Source organism: Ureibacillus sp. FSL W8-0352 (assembly GCF_038004345.1).
Classification (GTDB): domain Bacteria; phylum Bacillota; class Bacilli; order Bacillales_A; family Planococcaceae; genus Ureibacillus; species Ureibacillus thermosphaericus.
Map to the genome: position 1 here is coordinate 1,092,713 of NZ_JBBOQT010000001.1, position 24,986 is coordinate 1,117,698.

The window sequence follows — 24,986 nt, forward strand, 5'->3', positions numbered from 1 at the left end:
TTTCACTCCTTTTAAAGGGTTTATCCAAATGCTAGCCATTGGTATGTCCCACCATCGGTTGGTAATCTAAAACCTGTATTATTCACGAATAGACTTATTTCGTTTCTGCTATCATTCATGTAAATTTGTTTAACATAAGTAGCTGTATTATTATGCCCACCCCAACGACCTATATTAACATATTCAGGAGTTAAGTATGAATAAACTGTAAAACGGGATGAAGTCGATTGTAAAAATATTAATCTTGGTTTAAAATTCAAACTATTTACCTCTATTACATTTTGGTTATAGTAATCGATTGCATACGGACCATAAAAAAGTTTATAAATTTTAGATGACGAAGTTATTGTACCACTAGCATACTTTACTCCACCCATACTTTCTGGAGTAGCTGTACCTATTACACCAAAGATATTCTTTCCTTGTATTATATTTGCTGGAATTAAATCAGAATCTCCTTCAACAGCGAACGAATCATAATAACCAGCTGCGTAGGTTTTATTACTTGTACCAGGTCTAACAGTTCCGATTGACCCTCGGTTCGGCATGGTACCGGCTTTACCAGCAATCATCGTACCCGTTAAAACTTTTGATGCATCAAATTCAACTTTTTTTACAACACCTTGCCCGTTATGGTAACCTTGTGGGATTATGATATCTGATTGTCCAGGAGTAATCGTCACCGCACCATTATTCTTCATGGTACCAATTAAATCGCCCGCATCCGACACTGCTGTTTTACCTTCGAGCAAGTCCGCCTCGGTCGCTGTTCCACCCCCTCCCTCACCCTGTAAGATAAAATTTCCAGCGCTGTACCTTAATGAATAGATACCGTTAGCGTTTAATATTTTTACATCTCCACCATTAGCTTTTTTGATTGGGATAGCACCTAAACCATTCACGTTAATATAAGTCGGCTCCGGTAGGCTGTCTGCGTTGATTTTAACGACTAAACCCATACCTTCTTTGTATTCGTTTGGTGCTGGACTTAAGGTAACCGAATAAACATTACCGACATTTGTAGACTCTGCATAACCAGGGTGTGCTACATAGTCAGCTGTGTGTCTATCGATTTGATTTTGTAGATTTGCCGCAATATTCGTATCTAGCAAATCTTTAATAGATTCGAGCCATGCTTCAAAATCACTTTGTTCTAAATTCATCCATTGGTCAAATTCTGCTCGCTTGGCATCCGACCATGTTTCAAAATCATTTTCATAATGTTCTTTTTGTTGAGATATCCATGATTGGTATTGGTTAAATAATGTTGTCGTATCTACTTGGTCAACAGTACCGTGTACGATACCACATAGCTCATTGTTTAGTCTTAAATCAGTTATGTTCGCTTGAGTTATTTGAGTGGCACCGTTATTAATGAATACGTCTGCCAATGCTAATTCGTATGCATCTGCATCACGTTGTAGTGCTGGTGGAGCCGGATTGCTTGAAAATGTGCCTTTTTTTATGGCTATCTCAATTTGTCGAGATTGATGGTTTAATCGCATTACCACACGGTCAATTCGCTTTAATACACCATCTGCTATGTCGTGTTGCAACACATAATCACTGTCATTATTAATGTAGTAACCGTTAATCCAGCCTTTTCCTGGTTTTACTATGGTTGTCATATTGATACCTTCAATAACTTGTAATCCCGTGGCTGGATTAGGAAATACGCCGTTTGCAATGAAACTAGCAAAGTATTCTGCGAAAAATGCAGCGTTGTATCTCCTATCTCCATTGACCGAGTTGAAAAAACCGCTTCTTATGGTCATCGTTTCGCTCCTCTCTTTATTTTTTGTAAAAAGTTTGGAATAGCAGTACCAAACTCTAATTCCAATGAATAGCCGCTTTTATTCCATATTTCTGTTGCTTTAACCACTCTCGAATGTGTAACAATTCCTAACTCATCATTTCGATTCGTGATTTTATCGCCAATAAAAAAATCAACACCGTACACATTTTGTGAGTCGACATTGATTTTACTTTCAAAACTTCTTACCCTTGGATATTCAGATAAATTTGTAAAAGCTGTATATGTCAAAACGTTAGTGTATTCTTCATCCGTCAATGTTATTTCATTTCCATTTTCATCTGTATAAGTCTTACTTAAACTTGTACCATCCACAAACAATTCTCGACGATTAAAACCGCTGTTCGAATTGTTTACTGTTAGTGTTTTTTCAGCACCTTCGATAATTGCTGTATTTTTAAAGTCCGCTTTTTCATCTGTATATGACTGTTTGTCTACGTTGTCAAATGACTTCGCAAAAATCACTTGTGGAAGAATTGTCTGTTCGGCACTTCTATCTTCACCCTGAAAAACGCTAAATACATATTTCTTTAATTCATGATTTAATAGTATTTCAAATGAAACTTCATATTTTTTGCATATTTCCCATAAAGCTTGATCTAAAGGATAATTAACAAATGTTTCATCTGCATTTATGTTAATGCCGGTATCTACACCCAACACTAAATTTGGGATAATCCTATTTGGATTTGAAGGAGTAATGCAATTATATTTAACAAATTGCTGCATTACATATTCAATATTTCCTTTGAACCGCATTTGACCGTCCACAATACGCCAATTTGTCATCACCGATAAGGAACGAGCTTCAACGTGAATTGATGTTTTTGTTTCATCTGTATATTCAGCTAATTCTACATAATAACCACGATGGATATCGTTTGATTTTACAATGATTCGATCTTCATCAGCTAATAATAAACCAGCAATTTTTTCGTTACCTTCCACATCAATGATTAGTGGACTATGGTCATAGTATTGAGTTATGCATTGAATTTGTTCATAAATATCAATAACACCAAGCTTATTGAAGTGAAGGTCGTACACATATAATTCAATTTCCTTTTGCATACGTTATACCCCCACAAATTTGTTAGTGAAATTCATTGATACTTCTAAGTTGTCCAATCCGCTCTCTGCATCATAACGGAATAAATTATCTCCTGGCTCTAACTGCAACCATGTGGAATATAAATCGAACGCATTGAAAATATTTGTTCGTATATTGTTCCGAATAAGTGTTACCGACTTTTTACCACGATTTGTATTGACTTCAATTACATCTCCACCTTGCATTTCAAAATTAATTTGCATTTCGTCGTAAGTGTTAATATTTATTAACTTTGGTTTACTTACACTAGCAATCGCTTTAAAACGAACAATCATACCTGTGTCACTATCGCCACTGTTATAGACATTAGCAATCAATGAAGGTGAACGATAACCCATTTCAATACCGCCTTCTACAATTTCAAGTGGAAATTCGAATGCACCAATCCATAAAGCAATATCAACACTCTGTCCATTCGCTTCATAAATGTTCGGATCATTACAACTAAATAGTGCAATAACTTTTTGCCAACTTTTGTTACAATTTTCGAAACCTTCCGGCATGTCAGGAACGGCTTCTAAGTTCAGATTGATGTAGTATGACGAACCGCCTTTTGTACTGAATTCCATTTTCATAGGATTATACTTTGGATTAAGTACTCGAATAATTTCTTTTCGCTTTTGTTCTGTCCAATTATCATCTCGACCTTTTTTATCTATATAAAAAGACATATCAACATCACGATTATTTAAGATTGTGCGTTGATATGTCGAACCGTCATTATTACTGCCACTATAACTTACATTTGCTTTTAACCCAGATAAATTAATGCCACTTAACAGCTTAAAGTAGCGACCAAACTCGATAAACTCGCCGTTTGCATTTGTAATTTTTACTTTGTTTTTATCAGTTATCAAGTCGCCACCTCCTTAGTTGTATTTAAGCGCTAAACGTCTTAAAGTTCTTTCGATAGCAATATCATTATTCGATACTCCATAATTGTTGATAACTGGAGCAAATGTACGACTGTTATTCACAGAATTATTAACATACGATACATTCCCTTGCGCTAAGCGATTAGCGTTATAATTTAACATTTCTTGAGCGTTAATAACTGAATCTGCAAGCTTTGCAGACATAGAATATACTTTTTCAATCATTTTTTCCATACCGATAACGAGACCTTCACCAATATTCACACCGTAACTCATTGTGACACGAGATGGACTGTGAATATCCAATGCCTTCATAATTGTTTCTTTTATGCCTTCCGCAATTTCTTTCACTTTTCTCCAAACCGCCTCAGCCATCGATCCAATACCATCAATTAGTCCTTGTATAATGTCCTTACCAATCTGGAATAAATCGATGTTTTCAAAAAACCTTTGTGCTTCATTCCATAAATCCTCAATAGTAGTTTTTACTAATTGCATCTTTTCGGTTACTGCATTTTTAAGTTCAGCGAATTTATTTGTAACCGTAGTGACAATATTCGCTACAGTATCTCTTACAAAAGTTTTTATGTTATTCCAAATCGTACTAATCGAATTTTTTACTGTAGTAAATACTGTTGAAGTTGTATTTTTGATATTATCCCAAGTAGTCGTGATATATCCTGAAATAGCTTCCAAAACTCCTGAAAAAATATTTTGAATTGCTTCCCAAATACTTAAAAGAGCATTCTTGATGTTTTCCCAGATCTGTTCGGTATGTTTTTTAGCATCTTCCCAATTCCCAGTTAATAAATCTATGATAATTAATAAAGCACCCAAGAACACATTTTTAATTAATTCCCAAACGCCTTCAAAGTATTGTTTAATACCTTCCCAAACTAGCCTGATGCCTTCACCCATCGAATTCCAATATATTTCCATAGTTTGTTTAATGATTTCTACGACTGTATTAAAAATATTTTTGATACCTTCCCAAACTGTGGAGAAGAATGTACTGATTCCGTTCCATACAACTTCTGTTATTGTTTTAACTTCTTCCCATTTAGTTATTAGGTAATCTGATATAGCGCTAAAAACGATTGTGGCAGCTTCCTTAATACCTTCCCATATACCTTTTAAAAACGCCGATACTTCGTCCCAATTTTTATACAGAGCTACGCCGATTGCAATAAGTCCAGCAATGGCGGCCACTACAATTCCAATCGGCCCGCTCAATGCTGATATAACTGCTCCAAATACCGGGGCCGCGGCGCCACCACTTGTAAACAGTGGTATCAGTGCTCCGAGCGCCGATACGATTTGTCCGAAAATAACAAGTGCCGGACCTATTGCAACAACTAGTGCGCCAAAAATAAGTATCATTTGTTGGACAAATGGACTTAATTCCGCAAACCAATTAGAAACTGATTCAAGCGCACCTGCTATTTTTGGCAGCCATTGTTCAGCTAAATCAAGCAAAGTGTTACCGAGCGGTTCTAATGAAGAAGCAGCAGTTCGAGTGAATGATTCCCAACGTTGTCCAAATGTTTGTTCGACCGCGTCACTGGCTTTTTGTGTTGCTCCCTCAAAGCCTTCCATTGCTTCTTTGCTACCAAGCATGGCGTACATGGCTTTGGATTCGAGATCTTCCCACTTTGTACCAAACAAACCAACGCCTATTTGGTTGGCTAAAACTTGGTCATCCATGCTTTTGAGTTCTCCGACTACTGCATAAGCAACATCGGCCACTGTCGCTTTTCCATCAAGAAAATCTTTCCATACTTTTTGTGTTTGGGAACTCAATTCTGCAAATGCATCGCTAGTCGTTTTGGAGCCGTCTTTCACTCGAATTTGGAATTCTTTCATAACGTCATTCATGTAATCGAGATTATAAACACCGGACTTAACACCACGTTCCAAAACACCAAACATTTCTTCCGCGCTAAATCCCATTTGGCTCCAAAGTGGAACATATTCTGATAAGTTATCAAACAATTCGTTCGAAAAGTTTAATCCACGCTGTGCGCCGGCAGTCATCAAGTCAAACGCTTCATCTGCAGAAAGTCCGAAACCTTCCATCAGATTGTTTGCGGCGCGAGTCACTTCATTTACGTCTGAATCAAACGTTTTAGCCAATAACAATGCATTTTGTGTTACTTTTTCGACTTCGCCATCGTCCAAATTGTGCATATTCTGCTTCACTCGAACAAGCGCATTTGTAACTTCATCGAGTGATTCACCGAATCCAGCCTCCCACACGTTTTTAGCTTTTTCTTCGAGTTTTGCAGCTTCTTCTGCAGTTAATCCTAAAGCCGCTTGTATTTGTCCTGCAGCATTATCAAATTGAGTTGCCGCCATCGCTGCCCCTGCTCCTGCTGCAGCCAACGGAGCAGAGATTTTTGTTGACATTTCCGTTCCAATCGACGACATTTTGTCGCCGACTTCTTTTGATTTTATAGCGACTTCATCAAGTTTTTGTTTAACTTTATCTAATGCACTTGTATCAGCTTGGGAATCGATTTTGACTTTTATATCTTCTGCTTGTTGCCGAAAAGCCTTTAATTTACCTTCCGTTATTTCGATTTCGCGCTGGAATTGACGATATGTTTGTGCATCGATTTCTCCGGATTGAAACTGACGATCTACTTCCGCTTGTGCTTGTTTGAGTGCATTTAATTTTGTTTCTGTATTCTTGATTGCATCCTGGAGTACATCAAATTTTTGTTTGAGCAGTGTTGTATTTTCCGGGTCAAACTTCAAAGCGCGATTAATTTGATTTAGTTCTTTACTGGTATTCCGAGATGCTTTGTCTACTTCTTTAAGTGCCTTCTCAAGTGGAGCAGCGTCCCCGGAAAGTTCTATTGTAATCCCTTTAATTTTCCCGTTCGCCATACTTTCACCTGCCTTTTAACCAAAATAAAAGCCCTCCACAATCAACTGTGGAAGGCTATACATAACTTGGCGCTTCATCAGCGTATTGAATAACTTTATTTTGTTTAGCTGCTTCTGGATTTTTATACTCCGCATATTCATCGATGTATTTAAAAACCATATCGACAGTCATATTTTCTAAATCTTCTTTAGTTAATTCGCATATTTTGCACATTGCATAATAACGCGCTGTTGTTAGCGTTTTGTCGCTTTTTGCGCCTTCGTCTTCAGCTTTCCCTGCGGGAATAATTTTTCAAACAATTCTTTTACTTCTTCTAAGCAGTGTAAAATAGGCATAGATTCAAAGGATGCAAACCATTCATCTGGCGGCAGAATATCTTTGTCTGCCGCTTTGGCACATGTCCATAAAAAATTATTGAATAAAGTAAGATTAATGTTTTTTGTTTTGTGCATTTTTTCAATTTGCATAAATAAATCTTCGTTAAATTGCGCATGGTACATGTTCGGGATATTTCCGTGTACTTTTAAACGAATTTCACGACCTTCAATAATAACAACCTTTTCCATTTATTTTCCCTCCACAGTTAAAAATGAAAAAGAACGGCATTACGCCGCTCCTTTAATTTGTAGTTGGTGGTTCTTTCACTTCATCAAACCATGTGGATGTTACTTCACTATTTGTTGATTTTGATTCAACAAAATAACGCCATACGCCATCAGAAGCACGTGGCATGAATTTACCGCTAATCGTTGGCGTTTGGAAGTTAGTTGAGCCTTGTTTTGTTTGATTTTCTTCTGATGGCAGTGTAAATTTTCCCTTGTATAGCCAAACAAATTTACTGCCGCGACCTCCCGAAAATGGAAGCTCATATCCAAACGCAAGATATGGTGCCGAATCACTCGCTTTATCAACAATACCACCGTTAGCATCTAATGTTTTACCGAAAATATAAGCATAATCTTCGTTATCTAATTCATTTACGCCAAATTCAACATCAACACCAGAAAGTGCTTCTTCCACCTCTTGAAGCTGATCGTCACCATATAATTCAGCGGTCTCATAATTTGGTGAGATTTTGACAGTCATTGCAGGCTTCAATTTACGTGGAGTATCATACGTTGTTCCGTTCTCATCATCAGATAAAATTTTTGCTACATAAATGTTTTTCAAACCGACTTTTGCCATTTGTATACCTCCTTAAATTAACTGAATTGAAAAAACACATTGAAAAACTCCCTCGGTTTCTATGTAGCTCTCTACATAATCCCAAGGAAGTTCGTTGTCTTTGAGAAATTGTTTTATTTTGTTTTCAGCAGTTAAATTTTTTGTTTCAGTATACAATTCGATGTCCACATTTATCGCTTCATCCACAACGGTATTATCACCAGTCAATGTGTCAGAATCGATGACACGATAACAAATAAACGGCGGTGTTTGTGCTGATTTAAAATGCGAGTAAGCGACTGGATAACCTAGTGACTTCAAACCTTGTGCTAATTCTGCGAGTGAATGAATCATCCTTTCACCGCCTTTTCAACCGCTTCAACAAATTCTTTAATCAGTTGTTCTTCCACAGGTGTTATATGGACTTTAGCTGGGACACGCCCACCACCGACTTTGGCATGACCTTTTTCAAGCAGATGGGTTAACTGATATTTTTTATTTTTGATGATATAACCGCCTTTTGTTTTAACTCGGCTCCAACCTCTTGCATATTCTCCGGTTTTTTTCGGACTTCTCTCTTTCAGCAGTTTTACACCTTTTTGTGACAATTCGTCAGCAGACATTTCCACTTTTTCTACCACTTCATCTGTGTATTGACTAACTGTTTTCGTGATTTCTTTTGCTAAATCATTAATATCGATGGCCATTTAACCACCAACCTTTAAAGTACAATACAATTCAATATCTCCGTCATCACGAGTGAAAGTGCGATAAATTGTGTATTGCTTATCGTGATACACAACTTTTTCTTCGCCATCGTACTCATCGTGAACAATAACAAGAACCATTTCCGGTTTCAACCCATTTACAAATGCCGCGCTAAATTCACGCTGCCCAATGCTAATCGGCGCACAAAACACTTGTCGCTCTTCTTCTACCTCGATTTCTTGTTCCAATTCATCTTTCATAATCGTTTTTGAAATGAGATAGCAAACATCGTCTTTGGATATGCTATCTTTTTTATTCACTCTCGGTTTCAGGCTTGGCATTTGTTTCACCAACTTTCTGGATTACACGATTATGAATTTTAAATTGTAAATTCCGTGGAAGCCCAACATCATCCTGTCTTTTACGATATTGCCACAATGAATAATCAACGATAAGTTGTATGTCCTCTGCAGTTTCTTTTGAAAGATCAACACCCATTTTAGTTAATTCAATAGAAGAAGATTTTAATAGATTTAAAAAAAGGACATCGCGTAAATTGTGAGTGATACCCAAATCCAATTTAAAAAGTGATAAGCATGTCTGTAAAAATTGTTCAGACATTACTCATCACCTTCTTCAACTTCCACAATCAATGGCTTACCTACTTTGTTATTACTAGAAAGTAATTCTTCAATGCGTTCTTTTTTTGGCCGCTTTCCTTTTCGTGGGTATGTGTCGCCAATGTTGTAAATGTGGTTGCCGTCCTGCAAATCTTTAAATTTGCGAATCACTTTGTATTTGGTCATTTGCAATCACTCCTTACGCTCCAGGAGCATCTTCGTAAATGACATAGTACCCTGCATTTTCATCTGCTTTTCGAACATCAAAACGAACAAATCCAGCTAGTAATTGACCGTAAATGTTATTGTCTACCCATTTTACAGATACTTGTTTGCGATCAAAGAATTTGCAGAATGCTTTCGCATCACCGATAAACGCTTTTAAATCACCTGCTGCATCACCAATAATTTCATCATCCAATACAACAATTTCTTTTCCTTTTAGACGTTTGCCGCTTGCAACCGTAATATCGTCTTGAAGTAAATAGCGACCGTTATTGTCTTTCATCAAATCAAGCACGTTAAATAAAGATTGTGATACATAAAGTTTTACTTGGTAAGCTGTTTTAAATCCTGTATTTAGCAATGTAATTAACTCATCAAGCGAAGATACTGTTTTTGGTTTCGCTGTTTTTAATACGGTAGCAATAGCAGCATTACGAGTGTTTAATTCTTGATCGCGAATTTCTTCATCAATTAAACCAACAATATCATAATCCGCATCATCGATAACTTCTTGTGATACTGGAATATATCCACGATAAGTTTTTACACTGTAATTTACATCTGTAATTTTTGGTTTTGCAAGTTCTGGATTCGCTTCAAGTTCTTCGACTGTGTTCATTTTAGAACCAGATTTTGCAATAACCGGATACTTACCGCTTGCGCTGTTAACAGGCACACGTTTTACGTATTGTAATAAGTCAACTACATCTTCGGGAGCCTTTTCTGGTGTCAATAATTCTTCCGGCACCAAAGCGCCGCCGTCCACTAATTTAAAACCTTCTACTGCACGTACTTCCGCGCCTTTTGTGCGGATATAAGCGTTAATAGCTGAACGTAATTCTTTTAATTGCTCTTTATCCATGCTTCTTTTACCTCCGTTATCGTTTGTTTTAGATCGATTAGTCGGAACTTTATTATTTGACCGTTCCAATTCGCTTTCTAATTGTTGAATTTCTTCTTCAAGTTGCGATTTTTCATTTTCTTTTGCTTCGATAGCACTTTCGTTTTCATTGACTTCATTTTCTAAAGCAGCTAATTCATCTTCTGTTTGTGCTTCGTTAACCGCTGCTTCCAACTCATTGCGTTTATTTAATAAAGTTTGAAGTTCTCCTTCCACAGTTTTTAATGCGCTGCGTTTTAGATTTAATTTCGCACCAATTAAAATTGGTTTAGGCATTTTTTTTCATCCTTTCTAAAATTTGTTTTTTTCTTTGTTCCAATTTTTCTTTTTTGATTCTTTCTGCATCTTTTTGCCGTGCAGAAATATCAGTTTGCGGATAAGCAGGAAAAGCAGTAATTGACACTTCCAACAATTCTGCTTCTAAAATGCGCCATTTGATGGAGCCATCTTCTTTGTTAATGGTTTCTTCCCGGACCGGATAGAAACCAAATGAACAGCCGCGCACTTTTCCGGTCTGTACTTTACGGAATGCAGATTTTGCAAATGGATCTTCTAAATCAAGAACCACTCGGCCCCATAAACCTTTTTCATCCGATTTCAGTTCGAGTGTTTTACTACCTGTCGAAGCAAGTACTACCCGGCTGTCATGGTTGTCCAAGCAAAATATGTCTTTTGTTCTTAAACTATTTTCAAAAGCTCCAGGAGCAATTTCTTCAAAAGCACCTGGCCATAATTCGGTTTCCGAATTATAAACTGCAAAATACCCTTCAATAATTCCCTCATTTTCATTGTCAGTTGAGCGCGTTTGAAGCGCAGAAGTGAATTGAATGTGCCTTTTATTCACTAACCTCACCACCTTTCCAAAATGGTGTAATGAAAGTTATGGGTAGCGTCAATTTTGCAAATGATGTTTGAAGCATAAACTCTCTCGCATTCCGGTTTTCCCACCATCTACCGATTTTCAAAATAAGCGAATTTTTTATAGGAATTCCATCTAATGCATGTTCACTGTCCGTTACGACATAAGCTTCTTTCTTAATCCCTAAATGGTCCTGAATTCTTCTCCAATATAGTTCTGATAAAGTTATGCTATTTGAAATAATAACCACATCAATATTTGGATCTTTTTCTAAAACACTTTTAACTCTTTCTAAATCGAATGTGTCATGATACAACTGTTCCACCACCTTTCAATATTTTCAGTGCTAACGCCATCCTTTCTTCATCCGATAACAATTTGCTTTGATTACCGATTTTGTCAGCCGGGATGTAGTTCTCCAAGATAATAAGTTCTTCCATTTCTTCGTCCGGATCCAATCCAACCCAATCTCGCCATTCATTCCGGCGCATGGCTGTCCGGTCCACCAATTCTTTTCCGGCATTCACAAGTTCCGTTAAATTGTAAGAATACAAGCTACGAGGATTTAATCTGAAATACCAATTCGGGTTGATTAATATATCCCGTGTTAACGTCTGTGCGATACGCTGACCAATTGACATGATGCGAGTGTTTACAAAGTTGTTATATTCATCTTTATCAAATTCACCAACACCCAAGAAAAAAGCAGGTACTCCTAAAAGACCTGCTAATGATTTTTTATCGATTTCCATGCCTTCCACAATTGCAATATCTTTTAAAGAAAGAGGTTTAACTTGCTCCACTTTTACTAAATCAGCTGGAATTACCCACGGTTTTCCACCTTCAGTTTCATCAATATATTTGTTAAGTATTTCTTCTCGGCCCTCTTTACTCGATAATTCTTCAGTTAATGCATCGACTGCAATGATAATTGAAGGCATATATTTACCGGACATAAAATTATTTTTTGTTTTATTCGCTTGTGAAAGATTCTTTACTAAATTTTTCAAAGCCACTCGATAACCGATACCGCGATATGGATAAAGTGGATGTGGGTTTAATACAAAATGAATTACTTCATCTGGCAAATAAGTAATTCCACTGTAATCAATTGTATAATCAATTAAACTGTTCCCGTCATTATAACTAACCATTGACATTTGGAATGGAACTAGATTTTCAATCAATCCAGTTTTCTTATCCACTGAAATATGAACAATAGAATTCCCATCGCCGTCCAATAATAAATCCCGAACGATTTTATAAAGCCAGGTCTTTCTTGTCATGTTACGACACGGCTCTATATCAACTTTTCGGGATAGTTCGTTTACTATTCGCTTGTCGCCTTTTTCGGTTTTTTCAACCAAATGAATAGTCATATTCGAAACTAAATCAGCAATCTTATCCACTGCCGTTAATACATCTGGATGTTCAGACAATTTTACATAACCGACTGCATCGGTGCTACCTAATGCAATAGGAATTGCTATTGAAGATCGTTGTTGTTTTCTTCTATTCCAAAAAGCCAAGTTTCCACCACCTTTCTTAATTGTTTAACCATTCTGATGCACCTTGTTTCCGCGTCATATCTTCTAACATTTGAACCGAAGCAAAAACAGATGCATCAAATAAGTCAATACGCATTACCCCGCCATCGCCATCTATTTTCTCATACATAACCATGTCATCTGTTTTTTCAACGGCGTGTACATTTTGAACGCAATATTCGTATGCTTCTGAATGTAAATAATAAAATTTCCCATCTTTTGCTTTTTTCTCAATCCGTCTAAAACCTTCTGATTTTTTGTAATAGTATTGTGGTTGGTCAACAATCTTAAATCCAGCTTTTTTCATACCAAGAAAGAATTCACGGCCAAATTTACGGTCAAATCCAACAATTTTAATTTTGAATCCCATTTTCCGCATTGTAATGAACCAATTAATTATGTCAGTATGGTTCGTTGTTGGTGTATTCGTCATTGTTAACCAACCGTCATCTTTCCAACCAAAAAGTGGTATGTTATCTTCTTCCGCTTTAGCATGTGCTGCAACTATTGGGAAGAATGCATGTGTTATGGCAATATCAATATCTTGATATGTTCCATACAATGCGGCCGCAGTTAAATCATGCATCCTTGATAAATCGGCCCCTCCATACCACTTGATTGGAAGTTTAACTAATTCCTCGATTGTCCAGTTGTATTTTCTGTCGCTTGAACGGAATTCATCGATATTGAAATATGCTTTTAAAGCAGAAGTATAGACGTTCAAAGATTTTGCTAAAAATGATTTTCTTTGTTGTGGATCGTTTTGGGCCTGCAAAGCATCATTCATTAATTCATGTGCAGATACAGAAATATTGTAATTTGGATTCGCTTTTTCATGTTCGATTGGATTCGTATAATCCACTTCTCCGGTTTCTGGGTCCTCATCTGCTTTGGCGATAAACACAAAATACTGTTCATCTTTAACCGTGCCGTCCAGGATTTTTTGACAGTACTTCATGCGGTTGTAGCAGAAGCTGTTGGGATTATCCCCAGCAGTTGTGATTCCAATGCACATGCTGTTTCGATAAGCCTTACCAGATTCTTTGATTGTGTTATAGTGACTGGCAGATTTATACAAATGCAGTTCATCGAGAATTTGGATAAGCGTGTTCAAAGAGTCCATCCGGTCACTGTTTCCAGCGATTGTTTCAATCCGAATGTATCCATCTCCTAGTTCTCCGCTGATGGAATGTTCCTGGTTGTTGTCGAGTATGCGGAAATTTTTCTCTTCGCCCATATGTCGAAGATTAAAAAGTAAAAAATTAAAAGATTGCAACGCTTGCTTAAGTTTCTCGCCAACGATTACGATTTCCGCGCCCGATTTTCTTTCCAACAATCCAATCCCCCACGCCAAAGCACTCATAAAAGGTGTTTTCCCGTTTTTTCTGGCAAGCATAATAAAAGCTTCTTTAAACCTTCTTAGTTTCGTTCCTTTATGAAAGAACCCTAGCAAGTTGTAAACTACAAACTTTTGCCACCGCTGTAATAAAAAAGGCGTACCTCTTAACGGCCGCCCTTCCATATCTTCGCCTTTCTGATGAACAAATGTCTTTTCAATAATTTGAATAACAAATTCGGCATCTGTTGGATTGAAATCATAAGCTGGATTCTCTAAATCTTTTAAGAATCGCTCGCACATTTGTACGGTTTCTTTACAAGCGACTTTCCTGCCTTCCACAATGTTTTTAGCATACTCCATTACTATGTCATAATTTTTAAACTTCTTAGCCTTTTTCAAGACTACTCAACACACTTGCAAGTGCTGATTTTTGATTTGATTCAACCGTCACCGTTTCCCGCGCTTTCGGGTTTAAGCAAAGACGGTCGGAGTATGCCAAAATATCTTTTCTTAAACTTTCCAGGGTCGCAACAATCGGCGCTTTTTTTGGTCCTCCTTTAGCCGAGTGAACTTGAACCTCATATTCACCTTCTTCAAATTTTTTGTTCAGCACCATAAATTGATGAACTAGCCCTGCATATATGTCAATCATGCGTCCGTACTGCTTTTTATAAACTCCCAACTCTTTCATGTCTGCTATTGTTCGCCGTTTAATTGTTTCCTTCGTTGGAATTTTTGACACCGTCTTCACCTCCCAAAAAAAATTTTTCTGAAAGTCGCTCTATTGGAAAAAGTTCCCCCCGCCGGTCCCCGTTGGTCAATTCACAGCAGAAGAAGAGTGGGGGGTTACTTTCTCTCGCCAAAACTCACCAAGCTCGGTTAGCTTATCTGTTTCTCGGTCATGCATCTTCCCGTGGCATTCGGCACATAAAGAAATAAGATTCCATGATACCAACCGCAAGTCTGGTCTTTCTTTTAACGGATGGCAATGATGTACTGTTGTTGCAGTTCGATTCTTACCGTACCGCTTACAGTTCAAACATTCATATCCATCTCGTCGTAAAATCTTTGCTCGTTTACGTTTCCAGGTTTGTGTTTTATAGAAGTTCATGCTATCAACCCCCAAATAAAAAAGCGCCCGATTATTCGGATGCTTACTTAATCAATTCAAACTTAATACATTTCATAGCCTTCTCATAATCAATATCTATATTTGCAGTCAGCTTTACAAATGGATACTTTTCGTTATATTCTTCAATCATTTTAGCTAATGCTTCTGTATCTTTAACACAATTATCAAGCATTTGTTTTAGCTCGTTTAAATCAATTTGAATTTTCATTTATCACCACTCCTCCAAATAAAAAAGCACCCCGAAGGATGCTTATTATTGGCGTTTTTTTCTTGTTGTAATATTAAAATTCTTCACAATAATATCTGTAACGAGTTTAACAGATATAAATGATCCTATACTCATTAAAAAGAAAAATACAAACCATACTGTGACTCCCAAAACAGAAAAATAAATATTTGGAGACGGAGGCAACAGGTTAATCAGTATGGATATGATTACTACAACAAGTCCATATATAATTTGATTTCTTAAACTAAGGTACAATTTTGTTTGGAATGACGGAAACAACTCTCTTAACCTAATAAATGCAGGTGATTCCTGGAGAGTAATTATTAGTGTTAAGAAAACTCCATTCACACCAATTACAATTGATGCGAATGTAACAATATTAGATGTAACAGCTCGTATATTAACAATTAAGCCTTTGTAATAAAGAAAACCGATTAATATACTTGCGACAATTGATAAAGGTATTGAATATTTTTCCCAGATAACTTCAAAAAAATCATAAATTTTTTCTGTCAATAACATCACTCCAAACTTATGGGCATAAGAACCCTTCTTATATCAGGTCTCCTTATGTCATAGGTTTCTAAAAATGTGTTAAATAAATATTCATGTGCAACTGTCGTTCTAGGTTCAACCACTATACTAATTCTATCAGTCATCCTTGGTTCAAAAAGATTTATGGTCTCGATTTCAGCTTCTTCATTGTCTAAAGCAGTTATTTCTAATTGAGGTCTTTGATCTTCAGGCATTCCAAGATAAGACTCAATCACCTCTCTTATTTTCTGATCATCTAATGACGCGGTTTTTTCAGCCCTTCCTAATGATATTGTTATATCAATGTTGACTCCTGCAACTTCGTTAAGTAATCTTCTTGCATCTCCCATTAAGCTGGTATCATCTAAATTTGCATCTAACATAACATTAGAACCTTTTAACCTAATTTTTTTGTAATAGTCAGATTGCATTACTCTGGTTATTTTAGCTCTATCAATAATAGGTGCTAATCTTACAACAAGTGGAACTTCTTCAGTTAAACCATTTGCATCAAGGTATCTAAACCTAATTTGTGTAAGCACATTTTCTATTTGCTTAGTAGATAGACCGTATAAATTTGATTGAACAGCAACTACTTGGTATGTATTGTCATATAAAACTGAGACAAATTCACCTATAAATTCATCCTGCTCAAGTAAAATTTCTTCTTTTATCTCCCCAAACCTTTTTTTAGATGGGATATTTTTGTCTCTCAATTTCGACAATTGAAATCCATAAACATTCCTGCGCTGATCATAAGAATATGAATCCTTTTCCATCTCCGCAAACTCATCTCCTACAGCAACTGTGGTGTCAAATTCAGGATGAGTCATTAAGAAATCAAGAAAAGCTGACATATCCCAAGCATCTGCAAAATCGCCATCGTTTAGATGTTCGTAATCTTGATACTCTTCATTAAACTCATCCCTCAGTACAACTGGTGCAGGTACCAACTGTACCTCGAAATAATTAAATCTCACATATTTTCTTGCCAAATTTAATCTCCCCTTTCGCCTACTCAATTCGACAAAAGGAGACGATTTTCCTACAAAATTCGTTCGTCAAATCTCGACACTATTTCCTCCTAATCGCCCCACGCACACGCTTGTACGTCGGCCGATTCACGCCCATTAATTCTTCGATATCTTGCCTTGTTAGCCATTCACGCTTCTTATGTTTCTTCTTCAATCGAGAATCATTGTTATAGCCTAATCGCTTTTTAATTTCTGCCGGTATTCTTTCTTCAATTCTCATACGCCTCACCTTCTTTCATAAAATAAAAAGCCACAATCAATAACGATTGTGACTTTACCGCGAAGCCTTTTGTTTTGAAGTAACACTTAAACAATACCGATATCTAGTAGTTTGCTATTTTACCACACTATCATTTTACAATTTTCATATTGTGCTGAAAATGAACTCTTTTTGCACTCTTTAAAAACGTAACCCGTCAATACCAAAAAACAGTACTGTCAAGTCTTCGAAAGCTTTATTTCGATTTTTATAAATCATCCGTTCTGACAGAAATTGAACTTCACTTAACTCTTTGATAGTCATTTTCTCTTTTGCAATATACAAGTAGTATATTGTTTCATACTTGCGAATCTCGTTAGATTGCTCACAAATGATTTTATATATTTCTAATGTCTTATTGATAAACTTAATCATTGCTAATGTTCTGTTTTTAGAACGTTTAATTGCATTGATAGCAAATTCATCGGATTCTAAATACGATAATTCTAGTTTTTCATCCAGTTCAACTATATCAAGCTTAATTTCTGCAACATGATTTGCTAGAGAACGATAATTTCTGAGAAGTAATTTCACATTATGTAATCGACGATCATAAAGTTTTCGCTCTCTTGTTTCTTGTTCTGCTATATATTTTTCAATCGCAACAGCCGCTGCTGTTCTTGAAATGATTTCTAGTTGTTCTTTGTTCAGTTTAGCCATAATCATTATGCACCTTCTTTACTTTGTTGTTCTAAGTACACATCTTCTAGCCACATGTACAACATGGCTAATTGTCGAATGACTAATTGATTATTTTGATATTTGTTTGCAAGTTCACCAATTGAATGCGATACCCAGTTCCAGAACAAATAACTTTCCATGCCGTGTTGCATTGCCATATAATTTACATGCAAAATCCAATCTGCAATTTCAGCATAAAATTTTTTATAATCCATCAAATCGCCTCGATTCGAATATAGATCCCTGGAACATCTGCCCAAAACTTTTCAACAATCTCTGAAGCTACTAACGCATCGTCTTTCCAATAGCCACAATCAGTCATGCAATCTTTTAATAATTTTTGAAGATTATCGGTATCTGGTTTTGTGTATTTATATTCACCGTTTTTATGTTTTCCTGTTACGGGAAAGCACCATTTTGTCATCAAACGAATTGGACCGGTATATTTTTTCTCTGGTACATGTTGACCAAGATGTGCCATTAATTTTGCTCGAGCAGATTTTAATTCTGCAGGTTCATAAAATATAGGCTTACCATTTCGAAAAGTAGTTTTTTTCTGTTGGTGAGTTGTTGTTGGTGGAACAATCGGGATAAAAAATTCAACTGTCATTTTACCACTTCCATTTTCTTACTTTCATTATTTTTAGGGACAAAATCTTTTAGTCAAGGTAAGGGGAAGGAAGGTTGTGGGCGCAGTCTTAACGCCCACACCTTCTTTTCCCCCTTGACCTTAAGGTCAGGGACAACACCCTATATTACGTAGTAATATAGGTTTGTCTGTCCTAAGGACAAAGTCGAAAATTTCCCGAATTTGTCCCTCTGGTAGGGACAGGGACAAAATTCGAGTTTGTCCGTTTAAGGGACAGGGACAACTTTGATATTGTCCCTTAAAGGGACAAGGACAAATCTCGAAAATGTCCTTGTTATCCTTCGTTATGGACAAAGGACAAAATTCGAGTTTGTCCTTTGTCCATTTGATGTCACTTTCGAGTAACTTCACCTTCAATGACTGCAAATCCGCCATGTTCATTAATACGTCTTCTTACAGTTTTTTCTGAAATCCCCATGTATTCTGCTAGCGCTTTTACAGTTACTTTTTCATCAATACTGCATGCTTCATAAGCTATTTCTAACGATTGTTTCTGTTCTTCTTTACGCTCTTTAGCACTTTTCTTTTTAGTAAAATTCTTTTTCCAAGTAGGTGAATTTCCTTCTGGTTCAACATCATTTAAAATTCCGCTTTCATCGACTGTGTGTACAGGATACTGGAACCATATATTAAACGGTTTGAATTTCGGGAACTCGCGTAACGTTCCTTCAATTCGCCATGCCGTGCGTAAGTGAATAACATTCACAGCTTTGGATATTTCGTTTTTGGCTTGCTGCAACTGTTCTTGATTTAACACTCGTTTAGCATGCTCTTCCATCTGGTAAGCACTCAATTGATCATCTAATCCGACATGTTGGTCATAATAATCAAAGTTCACACGTTTGATAATATCATCGTAAATCTTACAAATCGCTGCATTTTCTTGTTGCTTAATTAAATCATCTGTTAACTCTAATTCGATTAAATCGAGCAAAGCATCTGGGTCACGTGCAAATACACCAGAACCACTAGCACGGTCCATTGATTTTTTATTACCTTGCGTTCCTTTTGAATGGTGATGACAATAAATCACGCTACAACCTAATTCCGTCGCTACTTTATCAAATTGATTCGTGAAGTGTGCCATTTGGTCTGCGCTATTCTCGTCACCTGTTAAAACTTTATAAATCGGGTCAATAATAACGGCTATATAGCCTTTTTTCTGCGCCCTACGGATTAATTTTGGTGCTAATTTGTCCATTGGAACCGACTTACCACGTAAGTTCCAAATATCGATATTTCGAATGTTCTTTGGTTGCAGCCCTAATGCCTTGTATACATCTTTAAATCGATGTAACGCACTAGGTCTATCTAGTTCTAGGTTGACGTATAATACATGTCCTTGTGCACATTGCCAACCTAACCATTTAATGCCTTCTGCTATAGCAATTGATAATTCAATTAATGCAAATGATTTACCAGCCTTTGATGGACCGGCAATTAGCATTTTATGCCCTTGTCTTAGTACCCCTTCAATTAATGGTGGAGCAAGATCCGGTGGATTATAAAAAAAATCTTCCAGGTTCTCCATATCTGGTAAATCGTCGTTTAAATCCTCAATCCATTCGTACCATTCATTCCAATCTGCCTTTCCAATGTTTGTATCAACAATGAATTGCTTTTTACCATTTCGTGTGACACCAGGAAGGCGACTTAATCGTGATGGATTTCGATTCTGGTTATCAACTTTTAATCCGTTCTTTTTACAAACGTTATACAGATAATCAACACGTTTTCGATATTCGTCATAATTCGGTGCGTCGATTTTCACGATAGCATGAAGACTTTTCTTACCGCTATGGACTAACACGGCTATTGGTAATTCTAGTTCGCGTATAATGGCATTTTGCTTTTCAATATCTGTGTTATCTGATTCGACTAATGCATATCGATAATCGGTTACGTTATCATTTTTAACGCCTTTCCCATCTAATGGATTGAAACGGATCCATGCTCCTGCTAGCTCGTTATAATCACCTAAAACACTTCCAATGTCGCCATTACATTTATTTAAAGCTTCAATTAATTGTCCAGCAGTTCTGTCATAGTTCCCAGCTGTCGGTTTATAGATTTTTTCTCCTGTTTTTTCATCTGTGATTTCATAAGTTGATGTAACATATCCAACATACTCCGTTGATTGGAAAAGCGTTTCTAAATATCTTGTAATCTCTCTTACTGGATTCCAATTGATAGGTTCATGAATTTCTTTTCCTTCAATCCAGTTTTTATCGATTATTTTATAATCATCATCTGCATTAATCTCATCATTCCAATCCAATTCACGGCTTTCGATTTGTGATTTTGGCTGCCACCCGCCATAATCCTTGGCCATTTGAGTAATTGTAGCTCCTGTAATTCCAGTTCCTTCGAATGTTGTCCACTTTTTAAAGCATTCGCCAGGCTTATATCGTGCTGTATCGCTAGCACTCCAAGAATCCCAATCGCTTGCTGTATAGCCTTCGTATTTCAAAGCCATACCGACGTTTAGCCATTCCTGATAAGTTAATACTGCTGGATCAATGTATTGTAGTAATTCACGTAAGTCTAATTTATTTTCCAAGGTCACACACCTACTTTCCAACCCACTTCGACGTTAATAATTTGATGCTTGTCGTTCGTAATTCACTTTATTTTTCTTATAATAAGCTTCTTCCAATTGGTTTTCCGTGAATTTAAGCGAACACATCAAACCTTTAAATATGCTGATAGCTTCAAAGTAATAACGTATCTTATCATTGAATATTGCCATGCAAGTGACTGTATAAGTTAAAATAATGAACTGTAATGTTAAATCTTCATAAATTCGGGCTTTTTGTTTTTCAACATCTTCTGGTTTTATATTTAAATCGTTCCCAATCGATAATATAAAGTGAAAACTATCTGCAGCTTCTTCAAGTGCATTTTCCATATTCGCTTCTTTATTACTCCAGTGTTTAAAGCAACGTGTTTCATTCGCGCATTCTTGAATTTCGCATAGTAATGCTTCAATTTTGTTGTGGAATAAATCTTGTCCTTGTAAATTCTTTTCAGTAATGATGTGGTCATCTAATTTTCGTTGAGCTTCGAACAATTTTGGATAATTCATTCAGATTCCTCCGTTCTTTCGTCCAGTACTTCATTTCGCAATATGTTTCAAATACGTCATAATTTCTACGAAGTGTTCATTACTTCATGAATACTAACCAATGAGTTTTGCTTCTCTTATTGCCGAATAATGGCTTTTTATCAAAGCATTTTAATACTTCTTTAAGCGGTATTTGTTCCTCATTCCACTTAAATATTAATGTTCCGTTCGGTTTTAAAACTCTCATACATTCTTTAAACCCTTTTGCTAAATCATCACGCCAATTTTCGTCTAACTTCCCATACTTTTTGGCCAACCATGAATTTTCTCCAACCTTTATTAAATGAGGCGGATCAAAAACAACCAAATAGAAGCTGTTATCTTCGAAAGGCATGTTGCGAAAATCCGCAATAATATCAGGATTTATATTCAAAGCACGACCATCACATAAGGTTGTACTTAACTGGCGATTATCCATGTACAGCACATCTTCATTTTCCTTATCAAACCAAAACATTTTACTTCCACAACAAGCATCTAAAATCTTGGCCATAATCTTCCTCCTTGCGTCGCATTTTGTTTCTAATAAGACTCAAGGGAGATTACTCTCCCTCTTCATATGCCTCGCGTGCAATGTAGAAATTGCCCCATTGATCACGTTCAGGAAGCCCGTTATCATTAAATTCTAGTGTTGCTGGTTCAACTAATAGTTTCTGGTTACATTCATGGCAATAAACGAATTTAGTATCTTTCGGAATATATCGTTTCCCTTCATTACCGCAATCACACCAATATTTAGTTCGATAATGTAATTTGTCGTCTCGATTTATAACGCCCGTTTTCCAATGTTCAGGTATTTGCTGTTTTGATTCGAGAATCTCGCTAATTGGTACATTTAATGTCCAATCCCCATTCACTTTAGGAAGAATCTTCGGTGGATTTTGTACTGTTTGCGCTTTCGGTGTAGTTTTTGGTTCTGATTCCGTATTTTTTTCTTCATTTTTCGTTACTACAGGAGTTATTTTTTTTGCTACTGGCTCTCTTTTTGTATCGAACCCTAATACATTGAAGAATCCATCAATCACTTTATTCACTTGTTCTGCTTGAACGTTCTCAGCAATTAATTGACCATTTTGTATATCCACATTGATTTTCATTTTAACAACTCCCCTTTGTTTTAATTTTCTGGTATATATTCAGCTGGTACTATTCCTTGTGGAATTCGCCATCCATTAGCAGCAATTCGATCAATCATTTTTTTAGCTGCTTCAAATGACCATGTACCAACGTGCTGGAATCCTCGACTTTCTAAAAATCGAATTTGTTTCGGTGTTGTTAATCCTTGTTCGCGTCGTTTTTCTAATCTGTCTAGTAGTTTTGCAGCCTTTCCTGCATTCTCAATTTCATCTGGAAATATACCTAGTTTTTCAAGAGTTTTAATCTGTTTTTCGCTTGGTGGACCCATTTCCCAACCAAATGCCGGCACATAATTTGCCAAATCTTCGGCTTGGATACTCATTTCAAATTGCAACGGATCTACTAATTTCCGTTTCCGTTTACGCATTTCGGCTAATTGTTTGGCTAATGCTTCTTCACGTTCTGCGATAACATCTTCCTGGGCTTTCTGTTCAACTTCTTCTAAATCAAGTGGAACTGCAGCTTCTTCAATTTGTTTTGTCATAGCTTTAGCTACTTCGTCACTTTGTGCGATTAAATGTGCTGGGCGACATAATTCATGTCGCTCTGTATGCCAAAGAAAATCTAATAACAGTAATTCCGTTTTCCCAGGATGTAGCCGAGTACCACGCCCAACCATCTGTGAATATAACGCTCGTACTTTTGTCGGTCTTAAGACAACGACGCAATCGACTGACGGGCAGTCCCAACCTTCCGTTAAGAGCATTGAGTTGCAAAGCACGTTGTATTTGTCATTCTCAAAATCTTTTAAAATTTGTTCACGGTCTTTTGATTCTCCATTGACCTCTGCAGCATGAAATCCTTTTCGATTTAAGATTTCTGTGAATTTCTGGCTTGTTTTCACAAGTGGTAAAAATACTACGATTTTTCTTTCTTTAGCTACTTTCCACATTTCATCCGCAATTTGTTCCAGGTACGGATCTAATGCGGTACTAATTTCACTCGCTTTAAAATCTCCTGCTTGTTGAGAAACTTTTGAAATATCCAATTCCAGTGGAATGGTTAATGCTTTGATTGGTGATAAATAACCTTCTTTGATAGCTCTTGGTAACGTATATTCATAAGCTAGTGATTGATAAAATTGACCAAGATTTTTCATATCGCCACGGTCAGGAGTAGCTGTAACTCCTAACACGTTAGCATTTTCAAAATGATTTAAAATTCTTAGATAACTATCAGCGATTGTATGATGTGCTTCATCAACGATAATGGTGTCAAAGAAATTTTTATCAAATTGTTTCAATCGTTTTTCTCGCATTAATGTCTGGACACTTCCAACGACTACTCGATACCAACTACCCAGCGAAGTGTGTTCAGCTTTTTCCATTGCTGTTTTTAGCCCAGTCGCTTTTTCTAACTTATCGGAAGCTTGTTCCAATAATTCTGAACGGTGAGCGAGTATTAGTACTCGCTCGCCCATTCTTACACGATCTTCAGTTACTTTCGAGAAAACTACCGTTTTACCACAACCAGTAGGAAGGACTAATAATGTTCGTTTATTCCCGTTTTTCCACTCTCTTTGAATTGCTTCTCTTGCTTCTTGTTGATATGGTCTTAATTTCATTCAATCACCCCTAGAATTGCCCTGGTGTGAATCCACCTGAGTTAGTTGGAAATGGTGTTGTAGGGAATGGCTGTTGAGGTTGCTGTACTGGTTGTTGATAAGTTTGTTGTGGCGGTGCTTGATAAGTTTGTTGTTGTGGTGCAGCACCAAACACTTCTTCGTAAGGATAAAATTTTTCGACTTTGTTATTTTGATATTTTTTGCCGTCTTTTTCGTATTCATCAATTTTTAATTTTAATCTTCCTTTTGAACCTGGTACTGTTCCCCAGTTCATACGTAATGGTTCACCTTTTTTCTTTTGACCAATAGCCATAAAGAATTGAGACAATTGCCATTCTGTTTTTGTGTGTAAAAATAGATTATGAAACACCTTTACATCGCCGTACTCTTGTGAATGAACTGTTAGTTCTAGCTTAGCTTGATTACAAGGCGGCATTTTCGCCGAACCTTGAAATCTAGCACGTTCAAATTTAGTTACCGTAAAATCGTAATCTCCTTCTGGTAGCAGGATAAAACCACCATCATCTTTTTCAATTGTGTCATCCCAACCTAATTCTCTTTCGATGTTTTGATTCACTTTCATCACTCCTG

Annotated in this window: 32 protein-coding genes; all 32 read right to left on the reverse strand. The window is 36.6% G+C overall.

Translation table 11 applies throughout. The annotated features are described in order from the left end of the window. Nucleotides 1-20: 20 nt before the first annotated feature. Nucleotides 21-1,775 carry a hypothetical protein gene (locus NST98_RS05540; protein WP_340714646.1) on the reverse strand — a complete coding sequence of 585 codons (1,755 nt, stop codon included), beginning with the start codon at nucleotides 1,773-1,775 and terminating at the stop codon, nucleotides 21-23. Next, complete coding sequence (locus tag NST98_RS05545; protein ID WP_340709563.1) at nucleotides 1,772-2,884, reverse strand: siphovirus ReqiPepy6 Gp37-like family protein; 1,113 nt, start codon at nucleotides 2,882-2,884, stop codon at nucleotides 1,772-1,774. The genes NST98_RS05540 and NST98_RS05545 overlap by 4 nt, the downstream gene beginning before the upstream one ends. A gap of 3 nt (nucleotides 2,885-2,887) precedes the next feature. Continuing rightward, nucleotides 2,888-3,781: a phage distal tail protein gene (locus tag NST98_RS05550; RefSeq protein WP_340709564.1), complete on the reverse strand. Its 894-nt coding sequence runs from the start codon at nucleotides 3,779-3,781 to the stop codon at nucleotides 2,888-2,890. Between the two features lie 12 nt (nucleotides 3,782-3,793). After that, nucleotides 3,794-6,688 carry a phage tail tape measure protein gene (locus NST98_RS05555; protein ID WP_340714647.1) on the reverse strand — a complete coding sequence of 965 codons (2,895 nt, stop codon included), beginning with the start codon at nucleotides 6,686-6,688 and terminating at the stop codon, nucleotides 3,794-3,796. Between the two features lie 55 nt (nucleotides 6,689-6,743). Then, nucleotides 6,744-6,902 (reverse strand): hypothetical protein, encoded by a 159-nt coding sequence (locus NST98_RS05560; RefSeq protein WP_340714648.1) that lies wholly within the window; start codon nucleotides 6,900-6,902, stop codon nucleotides 6,744-6,746. Nucleotides 6,903-6,922: 20 nt separating this feature from the next. Next, nucleotides 6,923-7,255 carry a hypothetical protein gene (locus NST98_RS05565; protein ID WP_340714649.1) on the reverse strand — a complete coding sequence of 111 codons (333 nt, stop codon included), beginning with the start codon at nucleotides 7,253-7,255 and terminating at the stop codon, nucleotides 6,923-6,925. Nucleotides 7,256-7,307: 52 nt separating this feature from the next. Further along, nucleotides 7,308-7,874: a major tail protein gene (locus NST98_RS05570; RefSeq protein WP_340714650.1), complete on the reverse strand. Its 567-nt coding sequence runs from the start codon at nucleotides 7,872-7,874 to the stop codon at nucleotides 7,308-7,310. A 12-nt stretch (nucleotides 7,875-7,886) separates the two neighbouring features. Then, the gene (locus tag NST98_RS05575) at nucleotides 7,887-8,207 is read right to left on the reverse strand and encodes a hypothetical protein (protein WP_340714651.1); all 321 of its coding nucleotides are present in this window, start codon (nucleotides 8,205-8,207) and stop codon (nucleotides 7,887-7,889) included. Then, nucleotides 8,204-8,560, reverse strand: a complete 357-nt coding sequence (locus tag NST98_RS05580) for an HK97 gp10 family phage protein (protein WP_340714652.1) — start codon at nucleotides 8,558-8,560, stop codon at nucleotides 8,204-8,206. Before NST98_RS05580 ends, NST98_RS05575 begins: the two co-directional genes overlap by 4 nt. After that, nucleotides 8,561-8,902, reverse strand: a complete 342-nt coding sequence (locus NST98_RS05585) for a hypothetical protein (RefSeq protein ID WP_340714653.1) — start codon at nucleotides 8,900-8,902, stop codon at nucleotides 8,561-8,563. It lies immediately after the preceding gene. Beyond that, the gene (locus tag NST98_RS05590) at nucleotides 8,874-9,182 is read right to left on the reverse strand and encodes a hypothetical protein (protein WP_340714654.1); all 309 of its coding nucleotides are present in this window, start codon (nucleotides 9,180-9,182) and stop codon (nucleotides 8,874-8,876) included. Before NST98_RS05590 ends, NST98_RS05585 begins: the two co-directional genes overlap by 29 nt. Further along, a complete protein-coding gene (locus tag NST98_RS05595) occupies nucleotides 9,182-9,367 on the reverse strand; it encodes a hypothetical protein (RefSeq protein WP_445684021.1) in 186 nt (61 codons plus the stop codon). The genes NST98_RS05590 and NST98_RS05595 overlap by 1 nt, the downstream gene beginning before the upstream one ends. A gap of 13 nt (nucleotides 9,368-9,380) precedes the next feature. Beyond that, entirely contained in the window at nucleotides 9,381-10,583 is a 1,203-nt protein-coding gene (locus NST98_RS05600; RefSeq protein ID WP_340714655.1) for a phage major capsid protein, read from the reverse strand. After that, nucleotides 10,576-11,151: an HK97 family phage prohead protease gene (locus NST98_RS05605; RefSeq protein ID WP_340714656.1), complete on the reverse strand. Its 576-nt coding sequence runs from the start codon at nucleotides 11,149-11,151 to the stop codon at nucleotides 10,576-10,578. The genes NST98_RS05600 and NST98_RS05605 overlap by 8 nt, the downstream gene beginning before the upstream one ends. Next, nucleotides 11,144-11,482, reverse strand: coding sequence for a hypothetical protein (locus tag NST98_RS05610; protein ID WP_340714657.1), 339 nt, complete (start codon nucleotides 11,480-11,482; stop codon nucleotides 11,144-11,146). Before NST98_RS05610 ends, NST98_RS05605 begins: the two co-directional genes overlap by 8 nt. Then, complete coding sequence (locus NST98_RS05615; protein WP_340714658.1) at nucleotides 11,472-12,695, reverse strand: phage portal protein; 1,224 nt, start codon at nucleotides 12,693-12,695, stop codon at nucleotides 11,472-11,474. Before NST98_RS05615 ends, NST98_RS05610 begins: the two co-directional genes overlap by 11 nt. A gap of 16 nt (nucleotides 12,696-12,711) precedes the next feature. After that, a complete protein-coding gene (locus NST98_RS05620; RefSeq protein WP_340714659.1) occupies nucleotides 12,712-14,412 on the reverse strand; it encodes a terminase large subunit in 1,701 nt (566 codons plus the stop codon). A 25-nt stretch (nucleotides 14,413-14,437) separates the two neighbouring features. Continuing rightward, nucleotides 14,438-14,794 (reverse strand): P27 family phage terminase small subunit, encoded by a 357-nt coding sequence (locus NST98_RS05625; protein ID WP_340709576.1) that lies wholly within the window; start codon nucleotides 14,792-14,794, stop codon nucleotides 14,438-14,440. A gap of 75 nt (nucleotides 14,795-14,869) precedes the next feature. Continuing rightward, on the reverse strand, nucleotides 14,870-15,163 hold the full coding sequence (locus tag NST98_RS05630) for an HNH endonuclease (protein ID WP_340715679.1): 294 nt from the start codon (nucleotides 15,161-15,163) through the stop codon (nucleotides 14,870-14,872). A gap of 43 nt (nucleotides 15,164-15,206) precedes the next feature. Beyond that, the gene (locus NST98_RS05635) at nucleotides 15,207-15,392 is read right to left on the reverse strand and encodes a hypothetical protein (protein WP_340714660.1); all 186 of its coding nucleotides are present in this window, start codon (nucleotides 15,390-15,392) and stop codon (nucleotides 15,207-15,209) included. A gap of 45 nt (nucleotides 15,393-15,437) precedes the next feature. After that, complete coding sequence (locus NST98_RS05640; RefSeq protein WP_340714661.1) at nucleotides 15,438-15,929, reverse strand: hypothetical protein; 492 nt, start codon at nucleotides 15,927-15,929, stop codon at nucleotides 15,438-15,440. Between the two features lie 5 nt (nucleotides 15,930-15,934). Continuing rightward, nucleotides 15,935-16,942, reverse strand: a complete 1,008-nt coding sequence (locus NST98_RS05645; protein ID WP_340714662.1) for a DUF6731 family protein — start codon at nucleotides 16,940-16,942, stop codon at nucleotides 15,935-15,937. 79 nt (nucleotides 16,943-17,021) lie between these two features. Then, nucleotides 17,022-17,201: a hypothetical protein gene (locus tag NST98_RS05650; RefSeq protein ID WP_340714663.1), complete on the reverse strand. Its 180-nt coding sequence runs from the start codon at nucleotides 17,199-17,201 to the stop codon at nucleotides 17,022-17,024. Between the two features lie 180 nt (nucleotides 17,202-17,381). Next, entirely contained in the window at nucleotides 17,382-17,900 is a 519-nt protein-coding gene (locus NST98_RS05655; RefSeq protein WP_340709579.1) for a hypothetical protein, read from the reverse strand. 5 nt (nucleotides 17,901-17,905) lie between these two features. Further along, nucleotides 17,906-18,136 carry a hypothetical protein gene (locus tag NST98_RS05660; protein ID WP_340709580.1) on the reverse strand — a complete coding sequence of 77 codons (231 nt, stop codon included), beginning with the start codon at nucleotides 18,134-18,136 and terminating at the stop codon, nucleotides 17,906-17,908. Continuing rightward, nucleotides 18,136-18,531 (reverse strand): RusA family crossover junction endodeoxyribonuclease, encoded by a 396-nt coding sequence (locus NST98_RS05665; RefSeq protein ID WP_340709581.1) that lies wholly within the window; start codon nucleotides 18,529-18,531, stop codon nucleotides 18,136-18,138. The genes NST98_RS05660 and NST98_RS05665 overlap by 1 nt, the downstream gene beginning before the upstream one ends. Before the next feature lie 370 nt (nucleotides 18,532-18,901). Further along, a complete protein-coding gene (locus NST98_RS05670) occupies nucleotides 18,902-21,136 on the reverse strand; it encodes an AAA family ATPase (RefSeq protein WP_340714664.1) in 2,235 nt (744 codons plus the stop codon). Between the two features lie 27 nt (nucleotides 21,137-21,163). Further along, nucleotides 21,164-21,655 (reverse strand): dUTP diphosphatase, encoded by a 492-nt coding sequence (locus tag NST98_RS05675; protein ID WP_340709583.1) that lies wholly within the window; start codon nucleotides 21,653-21,655, stop codon nucleotides 21,164-21,166. A gap of 79 nt (nucleotides 21,656-21,734) precedes the next feature. Continuing rightward, on the reverse strand, nucleotides 21,735-22,187 hold the full coding sequence (locus tag NST98_RS05680; RefSeq protein WP_340714665.1) for an SAM-dependent methyltransferase: 453 nt from the start codon (nucleotides 22,185-22,187) through the stop codon (nucleotides 21,735-21,737). A 49-nt stretch (nucleotides 22,188-22,236) separates the two neighbouring features. Further along, on the reverse strand, nucleotides 22,237-22,791 hold the full coding sequence (locus tag NST98_RS05685) for a hypothetical protein (protein WP_340709585.1): 555 nt from the start codon (nucleotides 22,789-22,791) through the stop codon (nucleotides 22,237-22,239). Nucleotides 22,792-22,811: 20 nt separating this feature from the next. Beyond that, nucleotides 22,812-24,395: a DEAD/DEAH box helicase gene (locus NST98_RS05690; protein ID WP_340709586.1), complete on the reverse strand. Its 1,584-nt coding sequence runs from the start codon at nucleotides 24,393-24,395 to the stop codon at nucleotides 22,812-22,814. Nucleotides 24,396-24,405: 10 nt separating this feature from the next. After that, a complete protein-coding gene (locus NST98_RS05695) occupies nucleotides 24,406-24,978 on the reverse strand; it encodes a DUF669 domain-containing protein (protein ID WP_340714666.1) in 573 nt (190 codons plus the stop codon). Nucleotides 24,979-24,986: the final 8 nt, after the last annotated feature.

Coding starts and splice junctions, on each gene's coding strand:
- NST98_RS05540 (WP_340714646.1), bottom strand. CDS start 1,775: ATGACCATAAGAAGCGGTTTTTTCAACTCGGTCAATGGAGATAGGAGA.
- NST98_RS05545 (WP_340709563.1), bottom strand. CDS start 2,884: ATGCAAAAGGAAATTGAATTATATGTGTACGACCTTCACTTCAATAAG.
- NST98_RS05555 (WP_340714647.1), bottom strand. CDS start 6,688: ATGGCGAACGGGAAAATTAAAGGGATTACAATAGAACTTTCCGGGGAC.
- NST98_RS05560 (WP_340714648.1), bottom strand. CDS start 6,902: ATGTGCAAAATATGCGAATTAACTAAAGAAGATTTAGAAAATATGACT.
- NST98_RS05565 (WP_340714649.1), bottom strand. CDS start 7,255: ATGGAAAAGGTTGTTATTATTGAAGGTCGTGAAATTCGTTTAAAAGTA.
- NST98_RS05570 (WP_340714650.1), bottom strand. CDS start 7,874: ATGGCAAAAGTCGGTTTGAAAAACATTTATGTAGCAAAAATTTTATCT.
- NST98_RS05575 (WP_340714651.1), bottom strand. CDS start 8,207: ATGATTCATTCACTCGCAGAATTAGCACAAGGTTTGAAGTCACTAGGT.
- NST98_RS05580 (WP_340714652.1), bottom strand. CDS start 8,560: ATGGCCATCGATATTAATGATTTAGCAAAAGAAATCACGAAAACAGTT.
- NST98_RS05585 (WP_340714653.1), bottom strand. CDS start 8,902: ATGCCAAGCCTGAAACCGAGAGTGAATAAAAAAGATAGCATATCCAAA.
- NST98_RS05590 (WP_340714654.1), bottom strand. CDS start 9,182: ATGTCTGAACAATTTTTACAGACATGCTTATCACTTTTTAAATTGGAT.
- NST98_RS05595 (WP_445684021.1), bottom strand. CDS start 9,367: ATGACCAAATACAAAGTGATTCGCAAATTTAAAGATTTGCAGGACGGC.
- NST98_RS05600 (WP_340714655.1), bottom strand. CDS start 10,583: ATGCCTAAACCAATTTTAATTGGTGCGAAATTAAATCTAAAACGCAGC.
- NST98_RS05620 (WP_340714659.1), bottom strand. CDS start 14,412: ATGGAGTATGCTAAAAACATTGTGGAAGGCAGGAAAGTCGCTTGTAAA.
- NST98_RS05630 (WP_340715679.1), bottom strand. CDS start 15,163: ATGAACTTCTATAAAACACAAACCTGGAAACGTAAACGAGCAAAGATT.
- NST98_RS05635 (WP_340714660.1), bottom strand. CDS start 15,392: ATGAAAATTCAAATTGATTTAAACGAGCTAAAACAAATGCTTGATAAT.
- NST98_RS05650 (WP_340714663.1), bottom strand. CDS start 17,201: ATGAGAATTGAAGAAAGAATACCGGCAGAAATTAAAAAGCGATTAGGC.
- NST98_RS05655 (WP_340709579.1), bottom strand. CDS start 17,900: ATGGCTAAACTGAACAAAGAACAACTAGAAATCATTTCAAGAACAGCA.
- NST98_RS05660 (WP_340709580.1), bottom strand. CDS start 18,136: ATGGATTATAAAAAATTTTATGCTGAAATTGCAGATTGGATTTTGCAT.
- NST98_RS05665 (WP_340709581.1), bottom strand. CDS start 18,531: ATGACAGTTGAATTTTTTATCCCGATTGTTCCACCAACAACAACTCAC.
- NST98_RS05675 (WP_340709583.1), bottom strand. CDS start 21,655: ATGAATTATCCAAAATTGTTCGAAGCTCAACGAAAATTAGATGACCAC.
- NST98_RS05680 (WP_340714665.1), bottom strand. CDS start 22,187: ATGGCCAAGATTTTAGATGCTTGTTGTGGAAGTAAAATGTTTTGGTTT.
- NST98_RS05685 (WP_340709585.1), bottom strand. CDS start 22,791: ATGAAAATCAATGTGGATATACAAAATGGTCAATTAATTGCTGAGAAC.
- NST98_RS05690 (WP_340709586.1), bottom strand. CDS start 24,395: ATGAAATTAAGACCATATCAACAAGAAGCAAGAGAAGCAATTCAAAGA.
- NST98_RS05695 (WP_340714666.1), bottom strand. CDS start 24,978: ATGAAAGTGAATCAAAACATCGAAAGAGAATTAGGTTGGGATGACACA.